The sequence below is a fragment of the Sorangium sp. So ce448 genome (genome assembly GCF_051520915.1).
In the GTDB taxonomy this organism is placed as follows: domain Bacteria; phylum Myxococcota_A; class Polyangia; order Polyangiales; family Polyangiaceae; genus Sorangium; species Sorangium cellulosum_B.
The window spans coordinates 4215550-4231708 of the sequence record NZ_CP150343.1 but is presented as its reverse complement, the minus strand read 5'-3'; the positions used below and the strand labels follow the sequence as shown (position 1 = coordinate 4231708).

Annotated in this window: 10 protein-coding genes; 4 read left to right on the top strand and 6 right to left on the bottom strand. The window is 73.4% G+C overall.

The features are described from left to right. The first annotated feature begins 30 nt into the window (after positions 1-30). Complete coding sequence (locus WMF45_RS16150; protein ID WP_437717777.1) at positions 31-1719, top strand: L,D-transpeptidase; 1689 nt, start codon at positions 31-33, stop codon at positions 1717-1719. 182 nt (positions 1720-1901) lie between these two features. Next, on the top strand, positions 1902-3203 hold the full coding sequence (locus WMF45_RS16145; protein WP_437717776.1) for a UDP-glucose dehydrogenase family protein: 1302 nt from the start codon (positions 1902-1904) through the stop codon (positions 3201-3203). A gap of 62 nt (positions 3204-3265) precedes the next feature. Here WMF45_RS16145 and WMF45_RS16140 read toward each other — a convergent pair whose 3' ends face one another. The 6 genes from WMF45_RS16140 to WMF45_RS16115 all read right to left on the bottom strand — a co-directional run bounded on the left by WMF45_RS16140 (position 3266) and on the right by WMF45_RS16115 (position 12758). Then, on the bottom strand, positions 3266-4876 hold the full coding sequence (locus WMF45_RS16140) for a sigma-54-dependent transcriptional regulator (protein WP_437717775.1): 1611 nt from the start codon (positions 4874-4876) through the stop codon (positions 3266-3268). Beyond that, complete coding sequence (locus tag WMF45_RS16135; protein WP_437717774.1) at positions 4873-7230, bottom strand: ATP-binding protein; 2358 nt, start codon at positions 7228-7230, stop codon at positions 4873-4875. The genes WMF45_RS16140 and WMF45_RS16135 overlap by 4 nt, the downstream gene beginning before the upstream one ends. 209 nt (positions 7231-7439) lie before the next feature. After that, positions 7440-9410: a S8/S53 family peptidase gene (locus tag WMF45_RS16130; protein WP_437717773.1), complete on the bottom strand. Its 1971-nt coding sequence runs from the start codon at positions 9408-9410 to the stop codon at positions 7440-7442. After that, entirely contained in the window at positions 9407-10510 is a 1104-nt protein-coding gene (locus tag WMF45_RS16125; protein WP_437717772.1) for a hypothetical protein, read from the bottom strand. The genes WMF45_RS16130 and WMF45_RS16125 overlap by 4 nt, the downstream gene beginning before the upstream one ends. A 156-nt stretch (positions 10511-10666) precedes the next feature. Continuing rightward, entirely contained in the window at positions 10667-10975 is a 309-nt protein-coding gene (locus tag WMF45_RS16120) for a hypothetical protein (protein WP_157906673.1), read from the bottom strand. 310 nt (positions 10976-11285) lie between these two features. Next, on the bottom strand, positions 11286-12758 hold the full coding sequence (locus WMF45_RS16115; RefSeq protein ID WP_437717771.1) for a DUF4178 domain-containing protein: 1473 nt from the start codon (positions 12756-12758) through the stop codon (positions 11286-11288). Between the two features lie 108 nt (positions 12759-12866). Here WMF45_RS16115 and WMF45_RS16110 point away from each other — a divergent pair, with 108 nt between their 5' ends. Both WMF45_RS16110 and WMF45_RS16105 read left to right on the top strand, forming a co-directional pair. Continuing rightward, positions 12867-14471, top strand: a complete 1605-nt coding sequence (locus WMF45_RS16110; RefSeq protein WP_437717770.1) for a polyamine aminopropyltransferase — start codon at positions 12867-12869, stop codon at positions 14469-14471. Between the two features lie 4 nt (positions 14472-14475). Then, positions 14476-16113 carry an FAD-dependent oxidoreductase gene (locus WMF45_RS16105; RefSeq protein WP_437717769.1) on the top strand — a complete coding sequence of 546 codons (1638 nt, stop codon included), beginning with the start codon at positions 14476-14478 and terminating at the stop codon, positions 16111-16113. Positions 16114-16159: the final 46 nt, after the last annotated feature.

Here is a 16159-nt window from a genome sequence, read left to right as displayed (position 1 = left end):
CCCCCTCCCGTGCATTACCGTCGCCGCGCCATGGACACGCCGCCCCGACCGCGCGCCGCAGCTTCACCCGCGGCGCGCCGCCCTGCGTTCGCGTTCCTCGCCCTCGGTGCGCTCCTCTCGGGCTGCGGCCAGCCCCGGTCCGGGAGCACCCCCGACGCGCCACTCGAGGCCCCCGGCAGCGCTAGCGCCAAGGAGGCCGCCGCGCAGGGCCCTGCCTCCAGCTCCTCTCCCGCCTCCCCCGCCCCGGCCGAGGACGAGCCGCCGCCCGGCCTGCCCGAGGGCCCGCCCATCGTCTCGCTCGGCGGCGTCGCCACCCCGCCGGCGCCGATCCCCGAGGGCCGCCCGCGGCTCGCCAGCACCTCGATGCTCACCCGCGTCCTTGCGCGGCCCAGCGCCGACGCGAAGCCCGTCGGCTTCCTGCGCGCCGGCGCGGTCGTGGAGACGGATCCCGAGCCCGCCGGCACGTCCGGCTGCCCCGGGGGCTTCCGCAAGATCAAGCCGTTCGGGTACGTGTGCGTCGGCCCCGATGCGACGCTCGACCTGAACGACGAGATCGTCCGCGCCACGGCCCGCCGCCCCGACGTCACCCACAAGCTCCCGTACATGTACGGGACCGTCACGCGCGGCGGCCCGGCCTACGCGCGCATCCCCACCGAGGACGATGTCGCGCGCTTCGAGCCGAGCCTCAAGAAGCACCTCGATCGCTGGGCCAAGGACGAGGAGAGCGGCGCCACCTACGGCCTCGACGTCTGGCTCAAATGGAGCGCCGAGCCCGCCCCGCCCGCGCTCGACGCGCTCGCGCAGCGCATCACCGATCGCGAGATCCCCTGGTATCTGCGCGACGGCCGGCGCGCCCCCAACCTCTCCGGCCTCATCAAGACGAGCGACGCCGTGAAGATCGACGAGGTCTCGCGGCGCAACGGGATGGCCTTCCTCGAGTCGTTCCTCCACGAGGGCCGGCGCTACAACGTCACCACCGATCTGCGCGTCGTCCCGGCCGACAGGTTCCGCCCCATCCGCGGCTCCGAGTTCCACGGCGTCGAGATCGGCAAGGACATCGACTTCCCGTTCGCGCTCGTGCGCCGCGCCGGCGGCAAGCGATGGCGCGTCGAGGGCAAGAAGCTCGTCGACGGCGGAGAGCTCGAGTGGCGCTCCGCCGTGCCCCTCACCGGCAAACAGCAGTTCTTCGGCGGCAAGCTGCACTACGAGACGAAGGACGGCGACTGGGTCGACGACCGCCACGCAGGCCGCATCGACCCTGCCAAGAAGATGCCTGCCTGGGGCAAGAACGGCGAGAAGTGGCTCGACGTCAACATCACGAAGCAGGTGCTCGTCGCCTACGAGGGCACGAAGCCCGTCTATGCGACGCTGATCTCGAGCGGCGAGGCGGGGCTCGAGGACCACGAGTCCAGCACCGCGACCAAGCGCGGGATCTTCCGTATTCACACGAAGTTCGTCACGAGCACCATGGACTCGGACACCGTCGGTGAGGAGTTCGAGCTGCGCGACGTGCCTTACGTGCAGTACTTCGAGGAGGGCTATGCGCTGCACGGCGCGTACTGGCACGACAAGTTCGGCCGGCCCAAGAGCCACGGCTGCATCAACCTGTCTCCAGAGGACGCCCGCCGCCTGTTCTTCTGGACCGAGCCGGCCGTCCCGCCGGGATGGCACGGCGCAGCGCGCTCGCTGACCGGCACCGTGGTGTTCGTCCACCCCTGAGCCGCGCGGCGCCACGGCGCCACGACCACCACGCGCCCGGCAGCCCCTCGGCTCGGGCAGGCAAGGGCAGCGCGAACGCTCGGCGCGCTCGCACGCGAGAGGAGCGGGACAGATCGATCGGAGGCCACACTCCGTGCGACTGCCGGCTCGAACGGCGCCGGGGTCGTGGTAGCGTCCCGCCCATGCAGCTTGCCGTCGTGGGAACAGGGTATGTCGGCCTCGTCGCCGGCGCGGGGTTCGCGGATTTCGGGAATGACGTGGCGTGCGTCGACGTGTCCGCTGCCAAGATCGAGATGCTGAAGCGCGGAGAGGTGCCGATCTACGAGCCCGGCCTCGACGTGCTGATCGCGAAGAACACCCGCGACGGCAGGCTCCGGTTCTCCACAGACGTCGCCGCCGCCATCCGCGACGCCGAGATCGTCTTCATCGCCGTCGGTACGCCCCAGGCGGACGACGGCTCCGCCGACCTCTCCGCCGTCGAGGCCGTCGGCGAGACGATCGGCAAGAACCTGAACAATTTCAAGGTGATCGCCACGAAGAGCACGGTCCCCGTCGGGACGGCGGACCGGCTCCGGCAGATCATCGGCGCGAACGCCACCCAGCCGTTCGCTGTCGCGTCGAACCCGGAGTTCCTCAAGGAGGGTGACGCGGTCAACGACTTCATGAAGCCCGACCGCGTGATCATCGGATCGGACGACCCGAAGGCCCGCGAGATCCTGCGCCACCTCTACAACCCGTTCGTGCGGGCGAGCGATCGCATCCAGCTCATGGACGCGCGCTCGGCCGAGCTCACCAAGTACGCCGCCAACGCGCTGCTCGCGTCGCGCATCTCGTTCATGAACGACCTGGCCGTGCTCGCGGAGAAGGTCGGCGCGGACATCGAGCTCGTGCGCAAGGGCGTCGGGGCCGACCCGCGCATCGGCACGAAGTTCCTGTTCGCCGGCCCTGGGTTCGGCGGGTCGTGCTTCCCCAAGGACCTCTCGGCCATCCTCTACACCGCGGGCTCCGTCGGGCACGATCTGGAGATCGTCCGGGCGACCGAGCGGATCAACGCGCGGCAGAAGCGGCTGCTCGCCAGCAAGGTGAGCGCCTACTTCGACGGCGCGCTGAAGGGGAAGACGATCGCGGTCTGGGGGCTCGCGTTCAAGCCGCAGACGGACGACATCCGCGAGGCGCCGGCGCTCACGCTCATCGACGCGCTGCTCGAGGCGGGCGCGACGGTCCAGGCGCACGATCCGCAGGCGATGCCGAACGTGCGCGCCATCTACGGGAACCGCATCCTCCTGAGCGACGGCATGTACGGCGCGGCCGAGGGCGCGGACGCGCTGGTCGTCGTCACCGAGTGGCACGAGTACCGGCGCCCGGACTTCCACCGGCTGAAGCGCATCCTGAGCTCCCCGGCGCTCTTCGACGGGCGCAACATCTGGGAGCCGGACGAGCTCCGCGGCATGGGGTTCGTCTACACGGGCATCGGCAGGAAGTAGCGCGCGCCGCGCCGGTAGCGCGGCGCGGCGCAGCACGCCGCCGACGTGGCGCGCCGCGCCCCTCAGGCGTCGTCGTGGTCTGACGGCGGCACCTGGCGGCGGGTGCTCGGCGCCTCCTCGCCGACGTACCGCGGCAAGTTCACGGGTGTGTGGTTGCGGTTGCCCGACAGCTCCTCGCCCAGGTGCCGCGTCCCGTTCGCGGGCGTGTGCCGCCGGCTGCTCGGCGGCTCCTCGCCCATGTGGCGCGCGGCGATGGGCGTCGGCATCGACATCCGCCGGCTGCTCGGGGGCTCCTCGCCGGTGTGACGGTCCCAGCGCCGCTCGAGCATCTTCCGATCGACGCCGATGAGCCGCGCCGCGGCCGCCTTGTTGCCGCCGCAGCTCTCGATCGCGTGGTGCAGGACGGCGCGCTCGATCACGCGGAGCTTCGATCCCAGCCGCTCGGGCAGCGCGAGCAGCGCGCGCGCCAGCCGGTCGATCTCCGCCGTGGCGTCCACGACCGGCCGCTCGCGCGCGAGCTCCTCGAGCGTGGGGACGTCGATGAGATCGTCGTCCGCGAGCAGCCCCAGCCGCTCGACCACGTTCCGGAGCTCACGCACGTTGCCGGGCCAGGGCCGCCGGACCAGCCACGCGATCGCGTCGTCGGTGTAGCGCAGCTTTCGCGGCAGCTCCGCGCTGAACGCGAGCAGGAGCTCGATGAGATCGGCGTCGCGCTCGGCCAGCGACGGGACGTGCACCGTGACGACGTTGAGCCTGTAGAAGAGGTCCTCGCGGAAGCGCCCCTCGCTGATGCGCTTCTCCAGGTCGACGTGGGTCGCGGCGAGGACGCGGGCGCGCAGCGGGATCTCCGACTCGGCGCCGAGGGGGCGGAAGCGGCGATCCTCGACGACGCGCAGGAGCTTCGCCTGGAGCTCGCCGGGCATCTCGGCGATCTCGTCGAGCAGGATGGTGCCCGCGCCCGCGAGCTCGAGCTGGCCGCGCATGCGCTTCTCGGCGCCGGTGAAGGCGCCGCGCTCGTGCCCGAAGATGAGCGACTCGATGAGCGTCCCGGGCAGCGCCGAGCAGTTCACCGCGACGAACGGCTCGCCGCGGCGCGAGCTCATCTCGTGCAGCGCGCGGGCGACCATCTCCTTGCCGCTGCCGGTCTCGCCGCGGATGAGCACCGTCTTGCTCGACTCGGCGACCCGCTCGATGATCCGGCGGACGCGCTCCATCCCCGCGGACGAGCCGAGGAGCGCCTTCGTGCCGAACGTGCGGTCGACCCGCTCGCGGAGCCGCACCACCTCGCCCTTCAGGAGCAGCCGCTCGCGCTGCCCCTCGATGATCGGCAGGAGCATCTCCGGGCAGAGCTCGTCCTTCAGCACGTAGTCCTGCGCGCCGAGCCGCATGGCCTCCCGGATCTCGGAGAGCTCGCTGACCGACGTGACCATCAGCGCCGGCGTGCTCCGCCCCGAGGCCCGCACCCGCCGCAGGATCTCCAGGCCGCCGCGGTCGCGCGGATCGTCCGACAGGCGCACGTCGAGGAGCAGGAGGTCCGGCGCGCTCCGCTCCACGACCGCCATCGCGTCGTCCAGGCCGACCGCCTCCAGCACCTCGACCTCGTCGAGCGCGGCCAGGATCTGCCGCAGCGTGCGGCGGCCGCTCCGGTGATCATCGACGATCAGGATCTTCACGCGACCTCTTCTTCCGCGGTCATGGAGACGTCGGCGGCGGGGATCGAGATCACGAACCGCGTCGTGCCGTCGCGCCGCTCCGGCTCGATCAACCACCCGTGGGCCCGGACGATGCGGTGCGTGATGGCGAGCCCGAGCCCCGTCCCGCGGGGCTTCGTCGTGTACCAGGGCGCGAAGAGGCGCGACGCGTCCCCCGAGATGCCCGGCCCCGTGTCCCACACGACGAGCTCGGCGCCGCTCTCGGTGGTCTCCCAGACGACCCCGATCGTCCCCTTGTCGCCGGCCGCGTCGAGGCCGTTCGAGAGGAGGTTGACGAGCACCTGCGTGGCCTGATCGGGATCGCAGCGGAGCCTCGCTCCGGCGCTCACGCGCGCCTCGATCCGCCGCTTGCCGAGCTGATCGCGCAGGAGCATCTCCGCCCGGCCGACGAGCTCCTCGACCGCGAGGCGGCGGCGCTCGAGCTTCCTGTGCGTCACCCGGCGCAGCCCCATCACGAGGCGCTCGAGGCGCTCGACCTCCTCGCAGCCGATGTCGACCTCCTCGGCGTCCAGGCTCTGGTTCTTCGATCCGCGCTTGAACACGGAGCGGAAGAAGTTGATCGGGTAGCGCACCTCGTGGGTGATCTCGGCCGCGAGCGTCTCGATGAGCGCCGCGCGCTCGTCGCGCCACGCGGCGGCCTGCTCCCGCCGCCGCCGCTCCAGCTCCGCGTAGCTGTGGGCGTGCGCCATGGCGAGCGCGGCCTGGTTGCCGATCGTGCGGAGCAGGTCGAGATCCTCGCTGGTGAACAGGGCGCCGCCGCGCTTCTTGCCCACCTCGAGGACGCCGAGCAGCCGGCCGCGGAACATGACGGTCAGCGAGAGCTCGCTCGCGCTCGCGCTCGGCTCGGAGGGCTCGACCTCGATGACCCGCTCGCCGCTCGACTCGTCCGCCCTCGGCGCCGGCTCGCCGGGCGCGGCGCCGGCGCCGTCCGCGCCGTCGGCCGCGTCGACGGCGATGCGACGGAAGGTGACGCGCTCGCAGGAGAGCCAGCGCGCCACCGTGCGCTCGACCGCGAAGGCGACCTCGTCGGGATCGGCGACGAGCGTCAGCTCCTCGCTGAGCTGCTCGACGGTGGGCTTGTACTCCGCGCGCGCCGGGAAGAGCTTCCGATCGCCGGCGCCGAGCGCGAACACGACGAGCGCCGCGCTGACGACGGCGGCCGGCGCCGCGACCTTGATCGCGCCGAGCAGCGGGAGTCCGGCGTACCCCGCGCACGCGGAGCAGAGGATCACCGTGAGCGCGACCATCATGCAGGCGATGATGACGCGCGTGAGCGGGCGCGACAGGAGCGCGCGGCTCCCCCAGAGGTCGTAGCGGATGAACGCGACGACGCTCGAGACGGGCGTGAGGGCGAGCGCGGGGATCGCGAACCACGCGAGCGTCGACGCCGGGGCGCCGAGCATGGCGAGCATGAAGCCGAGGGCGATCACCACGTGCGGCGGCGCCATCGCGAGGAGCAGCGCGCGCAGCGTGCGGCGGCGATCGCCCTCCGCCGCGGCGAAGCGGAGGATCAGCGTGGTCGCGAAGAAGAAGAACGACGCCACGAACAGGATCGCGCAGACGCTCCGGAGCGCGACGGTGGTCCAGCCCATGGCGTGCGAGGCGAGCAGGGCGGCGGCGAGCAGGCCGCCGAGCCCGTGCGCGATCCGCGCGAAGACGGGGTAGCGCGCGATGAGGGGGACGTCGTCCGGCAGCCGCAGCGCCAGCGTGAAGAAGCTCATCGGGACGAGCGCGTAGGCGACGTGGAAGAACGGGACGAGGTGGCGCGAGCTGTGGTAGTCGAACAGCGCGAACTGGAAGAGCGCGGCGAACAGCGCGGCGCTCGCGAAGGCGCGGGCGAGCTTGCCGTGGGGGCTCGCGCTGAGGGCGATGAGCGCGGCGCCCACGTAGAGCGAGGCGACGACCATCAGCCCGCCGGCGTAGAACCACCAGGCGAGCGCGTCGAAGGGGACGAGGGAGAGCTCGACGTCGCGCAGCCCCTCCGCCGTCTCGACGCGGGCGTGCACGGAGCGGCGCCCCTCGCGCGCCGCCCGCTCGACCGCGGCGTCCCAGGCGCCGGCGCGGTAGCGCCCCGCGGTGCTCTCGAGGCGCCAGCCGTCGACCTCGACGACGCGATCCGGGTACCGGAGGCCCTTCTGGAAGCCCTCCCAGGACGGCAGGCCCACGCTCGAGACAACGCCGTCCGGATCGACGAGCACGCCGGGGAACGGGCGCTCGTACCAGCTCAGAGCGCTCCTCATCCCCGAGCCGCCCAGCACGAGCGCCGCGAGGACGACCACCGCGAGGAGCCAACGGCGATTCTCGATAGCTGGCATCGGGAGAGCCGACGGCGCGCAAATTGCGCCGCCAGCCACTCACGATACGCTGGAACTCCGGGTGAACCAACGGGGCTCGCGCGCCGGACGCGGCGCAACGCGCCCGTCACCGGCGATCCCGGCGCCCCAGCGGCGCTACTACGCAATTATTATTACGTTTTTCCGCGGAGATGAGAGCGGGATCACCCCGCGGCGGGACGGCAGCGCGCTCAGGCGGCGCCCTCGTGCGCGTCGCCGTCCGTGGCGTCCGCGAACACGACGTCCGCCAGCGCTCCGAAGCGCGACTCGACGTCGGCGACAGCGGCGGCGTCGGTCGCCGATCGCTCGAGCCGGTCGAGCAGGGCGGTGATCTCGTCCCGCACGCGCGGCGAGGGCGGCGGCGCCGCGCGGCTCGCGGCGAGGGCGCGGACGAGGAGCGAGAGCTGCCGCAGCACGGCGCCGGCGCCGTGGGCGCGCCGGCGCCGCGGGTCGCCCGCGGTGAGGCGGGCGTGGCGCACGAGCGCGCAGACGCCGTGGCAGAGGCTCGGGTCGGCGAGCAGCGCCCGGACCGCCCAGCGCGCGAGGCGGCGCGAGTACAGGCGGCGGACGAGCGGCCCCTCGGCGCGGGCGTCGTGCCAGATGCGCGCGGCGCCGTCCTCGCCGACGGACACCAGCGCGAGCGCGATGGGATCTCCGGCGGCGAGGCAGGCTCGACCGGCGTCGATGCGGCCGTAGCCGTGCTTGGCGTTGTGGCCGTCGCGATCGCGTCCGTCGGGGAGCACGTCCCACGCGTCGGCGATCGGCTCGGCCGACGCGGGCGCCGCGGGGGGCACCGGGGCGAGCGTGCGCATCACGAGGGCGTCGAGCTCGGGCAGGCGGAGCGACGGGTTCTGCGACAGGACGAGGAGCAGCGAGCCCGCGGCGAGGGCCGAGGCCCCGCTCGACTCGGCGTGGCAGAGCCGCTCGAGCGCGGGGGTCGCGCTGGACGCGGACGGCAGCGGGCAGGTGATGTCGTCCCCCGGCGCGAGCCACCGCACCGCCGGGCCGCGGTTGGCGAAGGGGCGGCTGCGCCCCCGCCGGTCCCGCCAGAGGAACCACCCCTCGCCGCGGGCGCCCGGGCCGACGCAGAACACGCGCGGATCGCTCGCGGGCTCGCCGAACCCGAGCGCGAAGCTCGCGTGCAGCGACTCGGGGGGGCTCGAGGCCTCACGGCCCGTGGGGAACACGACAGGGCAGCCCCGGCCGCGGCGCCCGAGGCGGGCGGCGAACTCGAGCGCGTCGTCGAGCATGGGCGTCGTCGAGCCCTCGACGTACGCGGCGCACACAACGACGTCGGCGCCGTCGCTGACCGCCCGGACGATCGCGACCGGCAGGGCGAGGACGCACGAGCCAGGCTTCGGGATCAGGTAGAGCCGGGGCGACGCGTCCGGCGCGACGCCGCGGAACCCGCCGGGGCGACGGCCCCCCACGGCCCACGCGACCATGAACGCGCCGTGCGCCTGGCTGCGCGGCGGCTGCTCCATCATGACGAGCACCTCGCGCTCGAGGCCGAGCTCGTCGGCCGTCCACGCGTCGTCGTCGATGACCCCGAGGCGCGTCCCGGCGCCGCCCCCGCAGCGGCGGCGATCGACGCCGATCCCGCCGCCCTCGTCGCGCAGGAACCAGCGGCCGGGGGTGACGGGCTCGTCCTCGACCGACGCGCGGCGCGCGGTCCACCCCTCCGGGCGCGCCGGGGCGCCGGCGGCCGCGTCGAAGCGCGGGGCGACGGCGGCGCTCGGGCGCCGGGCCGACGCGACGTAGCGCACCGGCAGCGCCGCGGCCGAGAGCGCCGCGGCGACGTCGGCGCGGCGCCCGGGGTCGGGGGACCGGACGCGGAGCCAGAAGATGGGCGTCCGTTCGATGACCCGCTCGACCGCGACCCGGGACCAGCGCGCCCCGAGCGCCGCGGCGACCGCGTCGGGCGCGACGGGGCACCGCGAGGCGACGACGATGTCAAGAGGACCATCATCGTCGTCGCCGGCGGCGGTGGGGACGGGGGCATAGCCGAAGTCCCATGGCGGGCGCCGCGGGCGCGCCCTGGGCGTGGCGGACGACGCCGGAGGCGGCGCGCTCTTGCGACCGGGCGCCGGACGCGCGCGCGCGGACCCCTCCTCCGGAGAGCCCGCCCCTCCTCGCGCGGCCGCGCCGCGGCCGCGGCTCATGCCAGCACGGCCTTGGCCCAGGCGTTGAGCGCGTGGGCGCGGTTCGCGAAGCCGGGGCTCTCGGCCTCGCACCGCGCGAGCTCCTGCGCTTGCGCCGCCTTCCCCTCCGCCCAGGCCGCGACGCGGCGAGCGCCGAGCACCGCGGCGCGCCGCCGCGCGGCGCGGAAGCACCGGCGCTCGCCGTCGAGCATCGCCGCGAGGACGCCGGACTCGAGGACGATCCGGCGGACGGGGAGCAGGGACGAGGGCGCGTCGGGGATCGGCGGATCGCTCTGCGCCGTCGGCGTCACCGCGATCCCCCAGGGCGGCGTGCCGAGCGGCCCGTACGCGACCGCGCCGCGGTGGCGCGGCTCCGAGCCGCGCTCCCGATCGCGCTCCTCGGCCTGGGGCTCTCCGTGCGCGCGCGATCGGAGCTCCGAGGCCAGGACGACGGCCCAGGCGCCGCCTCGCTGGTAGTCGTCCTGCCAGTCCATGACGTCGTCGTGGAGCTGCAGCCCGAGCCACACCGACGACAGCAGCCGCGCGAGCACCTCGCGCCGCTCGGCCGTCCAGCCGGCGGCGTGCGCGAGGGCGATCGACGCCGGGAAGCCGACGCTCTGCTTGCCGAGGGAGAGCGCGTAATAGCGGCTGAAGCCGGCGGGCCCGCCGCTCGCGAGGAGGCTGCGCTCGGTCTCGATGGCGAACAGCGTCGCGTCGTCCGCGCGCGCGAAATCGATGGCCGGGTCGTCGACCCCTGGCGCGACGCGGCGGAGCGCCTCGTCGCGCGCCCGCCGGGCGTGCGCCAGGATGGCCTCGAGCTGCCAGGTCGGGCGGACCTGCTTGTCCTTGATGCGATCGGTGCCGAACGCCTCGATGACGGCGAGCAGGTGCGCGAGGAGCGCGTCCTGCACCGTGGCCCCGCGGACGCCCGGCATGGCCTCCGCGAGCAGCGCGGGCGCGGCCAGCGTGATCTCGTTGCTGAACACGGCGCTCCAGGGCACGTCGCGCGACGGCGACAGGCCGAGCGTGTAGGCCAGCCCCTGCGCGTCGGCGTGCAGCATCCCCGGGAGGGTCCGCCAGAACGCCTTGTAGAGCTCGTCCACCCAGAGGGCGTCATCCATGCGCGGGCACCTCCCTCGCCCGGCGCGGCGCGCCGGGCTCGGCGCTCGCGGTGCGCGGCGCGCTCCGGGCGCCGGTAGATGGCACCGGGGCAGAGCCGCGCCGGTGAGACGTACGCCGATGGCGGTGCAACCCCGCCTGTCGCCTGCGCCGCAGCATCAATAGACGTTCGACTCCTTCCAGGGCGACAGGCACACGTTGAAGCGCTCCTCGACCACGATCGCGCGCCACTGGAGCACCTGGGAGGCGCTCAGCCCATCGAAGAAGCCGCCGATCCAGGAGCGGATGCGGCCGTTGAGCTGCGCGCGGATCCTGGCCGCGTCCACCGGCTCCTCATCTGCCTCGGGCGCGACGACGTAGAGGGCGAGCAGCTGCTTGAACTCGTCGAAGTGCTCCTGGTTTCGGAGCAGGGAGATGTAGAGCGCGCGCAGCTGTGCGTGCGGGTCGATCGAATTCACCGTTTGCATGGGCCTCCGCCGCCGGCCCACCGCCGGCGTCGGACGGCACATTGCACGTCACGGGCCGCCGTGAGCCAGCGTGTAACCCATTGAAATTACTCGATCGCCGACGGTGGCCGGAGCTGGGCGATACCCGAAACCGACCATCATCTGCCCGAATCCGACCGCTCCGCTCGACGCGGTGTCGCCTTTCCACGGAGCTGGACATAGATATGTCCAGTGCTGCACGTGCCCGACTCGACACCAGCCGGGATCGCAAAAGACGCACCGGCACAGGCCGTTGATTTCATACGCAGCCGAATCGAGCCGTGACGCTGGATCACTTCCCACCGCCGAAGCTCGGGCTGCCGCCCCCGCTCGGAATGAAGAGGACGCCGCCGCCACCCCCACCGCAGTCGCTGAGCGCGATGAGAATGAGGAGGACGACGATCACGACGACGACGATGACGACGATCCGGCCGGCTCCGGCGCCCGTCCCGTCACCGAACGAGGGGCTCGGCGGGGGTGGCAGGTGGAAGGCGGCGGCGAGCTCCTTGCCTGGAAGCGGTGAGCAGAACGACACGCTCACCTCGGTCGGGGCCTGCTCGATGCTGACCTTGCCGCCCTCGCCCTGGTACTCCGTGGCCTGCACCGCCTCGCCGATCTCGACCTTCCAGTAGAACTCGCCGATGACGTATTCCACCTCGGCGTGGACGCTCTGCTTGAGCGCATACGTCCGCCCCTGATAGCTCGCCGTCGAGCCCATCGGCTGGACCTCGCCGGGCGAGAGAGGCGTCACGAGCTGCCAGGCCCCGTCCTCTTCCATGAGCCACAGGTAGCCAACGCTCGGTCCGCCGTAGAGCAGGTACTCGCGCCAGCGGTAACGCTCGCCCTCCACGGTGCAGCCGCGGATGACGAAGCCGATGCAGAGCACGCGCGTGCCGCGGAGCTGGCCCTCGGCGCCGAGCGGGACGTACGGCTCCATGGGCGGCCTGGGGACCTGGCCGAGCGCGACGAGCGCGCCCTTCGTGAGGTCACTCGCCGTACCGCAGTACCGGCAGACGATGCGCTCCGTGGTGCCGGGCGCGGCGAGCGGCAGGTTGCCGCCGCAGCTCGGGCACACGACGGCCGACACCTGCGCCGTGGGTTGGTCCACAGGGGCCCCGGTGTCGAGCTGCATGATGGCCGGGTCGATCTGCCGGCCCAGGTAGAGCTTGGGCGGGATCGTCCGCCCGTCGCCGTAGTCGAGCGTCCCGAACTCGCCCCTCGGCCCCGCGATGTCGACGAAGCCCGTCACAACGCCCGGCGCGGCGACGTGGGGCATCTCTCCTTCGGCCGAGATCACGCGCCGGCTGCCGACCTCGACGACGGTGAACATGCCGTGCCCCTCGAGGTGGACACGGCCGCCCGGCTGGAGGGAGCTCCACTGCGGCAGCCCGTTCAGCGGGAGCGGCGCCTCGGTGGTGGCGTACCAGCGCCCCTGGGCGAACGCGACCCACGTCCAGCGGCCGCTGGCCGGGAACGCGATGAAGATCTCCTGCCAGGGCGCGCCCGGCGCGCTGGCCCGATCGAGCTGGACGCGGCCGTCGACCACGAACGGCTCGTTGCCCCAGCGCCCGGTGACGCCGAGCTGGAGGGGCGTGGGAATCTCGACCAGGTCGGCGACGCGCCCGACGGCGCGGAGGTCCCGATCGGTGCGCGCGACGACGAATTTGCAGTGCTTGCACACCTGCGCCATCGCGCCCGCGAAGCGAAACGTGATCGGCGCGCCGCAGGAGGGGCACGCGGCTGCTCGGTCGAAGGGCGTGCTCACGCGAGCACCATACTAGAAGCCTCGACCACGGAAGAGGAAGCGTTTCAAGGTGCGCCGGCGAGCCCGAACAGGCTGTGGTCCAGCGCGAGCGGTGCTAGGACCGCGCCGATGCCGGCCATCGAGGAGAGCCCTGCGGGAGCTCGGGGCGCCCCTCCCGGGGACGCCCAGGCGCACTTCCCTGCGGCGCAGCCGCTGCCCCGGCTCGTGCACCCGGCGCTCCTCGCGAGCGTGTTCGTCATCGCCACGTCGGGGCTCGTCTACGAGCTCATCACCGGCACGCTCGCGAGCTACGTCCTCGGCGACTCGGTGACGCAGTTCAGCTTCGTCATCGGCCTTTACCTGTTCGCGATGGGGATCGGCTCGTACCTCTCCCAGTACATCGAGAGCCGGCTCCTCGAGCGCTTCGTCGAGATCGAGCTCGGCCTCGCGCTCGTCGGGGGGCTCTCCGCGCCGATGCTCTTCCGGGTCTACACGGCGCTCGGGTCGTTCCGCGCGCTGCTCTACTCGCTCGTGCTGCTCATCGGGATGCTCGTGGGGCTCGAGATCCCGCTGCTCATCCGGCTGCTCAACTTCTCGCTGGATCTGAAGCGGCTCGTCGCGCGCGTGCTCACGCTCGACTACATCGGCGCGCTGGCCGCGAGCCTTCTCTTCCCCTCGCTCCTCCTGCCGCGCCTCGGGATCCACCAGACGAGCCTGTTCTTCGGCATGCTCAACGCGGCCGTCGCGCTCACGAGCACGTTCCTGTTCCCGCTCGATCGCGCCGTCATCGTCCGGCTGCGGGCGCTCTGCCTGATCGTGATCGCCGGGCTCGGGGTCGCCTTCGCGCTCGTCTCGCGGTTCGTCGAGCGCTCGGAGGCGCTCTATTTCGGGGCGCCCATCGTCTACGCGGCGCAGTCGCCGTACCAGCGCCTCGTCATCACGAGGAGCCCGCGCACGACGCGCCTCTTCCTCAACGGCAACCTCCAGTTCTCGTCGGACGACGAGCACCGGTACCACGAGGTGCTCGTGCACCCGGCCGTCGCCGCACTGGGGCGCGAGCCGCGGCGCGCGCTGATCCTCGGCGGCGGCGACGGGCTCGCCGCGCGCGAGCTGCTCCGTTACCCGTCGGTCGAGCAGATCCTGCTCGTCGACCTCGACGGCGCGGTCACCGGCGCCTTCCGCGATCTGCCGCTCGCCGTGGACCTGAACCAGGGCTCGCTGCGCGACCCGCGCGTCGCCGTCCGCAACGAGGACGCGTTCAAGTACCTCGAGGAGTCGACCGAGTCGTTCGATCTCGCGATCGTCGACTTCCCCGATCCCGGCAACTACGCCGTCGGCAAGCTGTACACGGACGCCTTCTATCACCTGCTCCGGCAGCGGCTCTCCGTGCGCGGGCTCGCCGTCGTCCAGGCGACGTCGCCCCACTACGCGCGCGAGTCGTTCTGGAGCGTCGTGACGACGCTCGAGGCGGCCGGCTTCAAGACCGCGCCGCTCCACGTCTATGTGCCGAGCTTCGGCGAGTGGGGCTTCATCCTGGCGGGCGGCGAGGGGCTCGCCGCGCCCGGCGCCCTCCGGATCGATCCGTCGAGGCTCCGCTACCTCGACTCGAGCGGCCTGCCGGAGCTCTTCCGGTTCCCCCGCGATCTCGGCCGCGTCGAGGCGCCGATCAACCGGCTGAACGACCAGAAGCTCGTCTCCGTGTACACGCGCGAGTGGGCCGAGTGGACCCGGTGATCCGGTGAACCGCCGCGGCTTCCTGAGCTCCGTGGCCGCGGGCTGGGTCGTGCACACGGCCGCGCCGGGGCGCGCGCCGCTCGCCGGCGAGATCGTCGGCGCGGCCCACGGCGCGGGCCACCTGCTCCGCGGCGGCCCGTTGCCCGCGGCGAGCGGCCCCGCCGAGCGCGCGGACGTCGTGATCGTCGGCAGCGGGGTGAGCGGGCTGTCGGCCGCGTGGCGGCTCGCCGGCGCGGGGCTCGATCTGCGGGTCCTCGAGCTCGAGCCGAGGCCGGGCGGCACGAGCGCGTGGGGCGACGACGGCGTCGTGCCGTACCCCTGGGGCGCGCACTACCTCGCCGCGCCGAACGTCGAGGCGCGCGCGGCGCTGCGGCTGCTCGAGCAGATGGGCGTCGTCACGGGCTGGGACGCGGCGGGGCGCCCCGTGTTCGATCCGAGGCGGCTGTGCCACGCGCCGGGCGAGCGGCTGTTCTACGAGGGCGCGTGGCACAGCGGCCTCGCGCCGGTCGACGCGCTCTCGAGCGAGGCGCTGGACGAGCTCGAGAGGTTCCACGCGCTCGAGGAGGAGCTCACGGAGCTCATCGGCAGCGACGGGCGCCCGGCGTTCCAGATCCCGCTCGATCGCTCCTCCCGCGACCCCGAGCTCCTCCAGCTCGACCGGATGAGCATGGCGGCGTGGCTCGATCGCGAGGGGTACCGCACGGCGTTCCTGCGCTGGTACGTGCGCTACGCGATGCTCGACGACTTCGGCGGCGAGCTCGAGGAGATCTCGGCCTGGGCGGGGCTGCACTACTTCGCGGGGCGCAAGGCGCGCGCGCCCGAGCTCGCGGGCAGCCGCTACCTCGTCTGGCCCGAGGGCAACGGCCGGCTCGTGAAGGCGCTGATCGAGCGCGCGGCGCCGCGCGTGTCGCTCGGCGCGCTCGTCACGTCGGTGCGCCCGCAGCCGAGCGGCCGCGTCGAGATCGACTACGTCGACGTGCAGCGCGGCGAGGCGCGCCGCATCGAGGCCCGCGCGGCGATCCTCGCGGCGCCGGCGTTCGTCGTGCGCCGGATCTTCGCGGGGAGCGCGGCGGGCGAGCTGCCGGAGCGGGTCGCGTCGGCGTGGCTCGTGGCGAACCTGCACGTCGAGCGGCCCATCGATCCCAACCACGCGTGGGATTCCGTCCTCTACGGCGCGGAGGGGCTCGGCTACGTCGACGCGCGCCACCAGCTCACCGATCTCGCGGCGGCGACGACGCAGCGGTCGCGCCTCGCGACGCCGGTGCAGCGCACCGTGCTGACCTACTACCGCGCCTTCGGCGGGCCGGACGTCGCCGCCGCGCGCGCGGCGCTGCTCCGCGCGCCGTGGTCGTCGCTCGCCGACGGCGTGCTGCGCGATCTCGCGCCGGCGCACCCGCACCTGCGCGACGACGTCGAGCGGATGGACGTCATGATCTGGGGGCACGCGATGCCGCGCCCGCGCCCCGGCTTCCTCGGCCCGCGGCCGTTCGAGCCGCGCTGCGCGCTGTCCGAGCGCGTCGCCTGGGCGCACGTCGATCAGCCGGGGATGGCGCTCTTCGAGGAGGCGCAGGCCTGCGGCGTACGCGCCGCCGAGACGATCGCGGCCTCGGCGGGGATCGCGATCGGCGAGAGCTGGCTCTGAGCTCGAGCGCCCGTCGCCTCGGCGCGCCGCGCGACGGGGAACCTCA

Bases quoted from the DNA above. Each gene is read 5' to 3' on its own strand.
- WMF45_RS16150 (WP_437717777.1), top strand. From the start codon at position 31: ATGGACACGCCGCCCCGACCGCGCGCCGCAGCTTCACCCGCGGCGCGC.
- WMF45_RS16145 (WP_437717776.1), top strand. From the start codon at position 1,902: ATGCAGCTTGCCGTCGTGGGAACAGGGTATGTCGGCCTCGTCGCCGGC.
- WMF45_RS16135 (WP_437717774.1), bottom strand. From the start codon at position 7,230: ATGCCAGCTATCGAGAATCGCCGTTGGCTCCTCGCGGTGGTCGTCCTC.
- WMF45_RS16130 (WP_437717773.1), bottom strand. From the start codon at position 9,410: ATGAGCCGCGGCCGCGGCGCGGCCGCGCGAGGAGGGGCGGGCTCTCCG.
- WMF45_RS16125 (WP_437717772.1), bottom strand. From the start codon at position 10,510: ATGGATGACGCCCTCTGGGTGGACGAGCTCTACAAGGCGTTCTGGCGG.
- WMF45_RS16120 (WP_157906673.1), bottom strand. From the start codon at position 10,975: ATGCAAACGGTGAATTCGATCGACCCGCACGCACAGCTGCGCGCGCTC.
- WMF45_RS16110 (WP_437717770.1), top strand. From the start codon at position 12,867: ATGCCGGCCATCGAGGAGAGCCCTGCGGGAGCTCGGGGCGCCCCTCCC.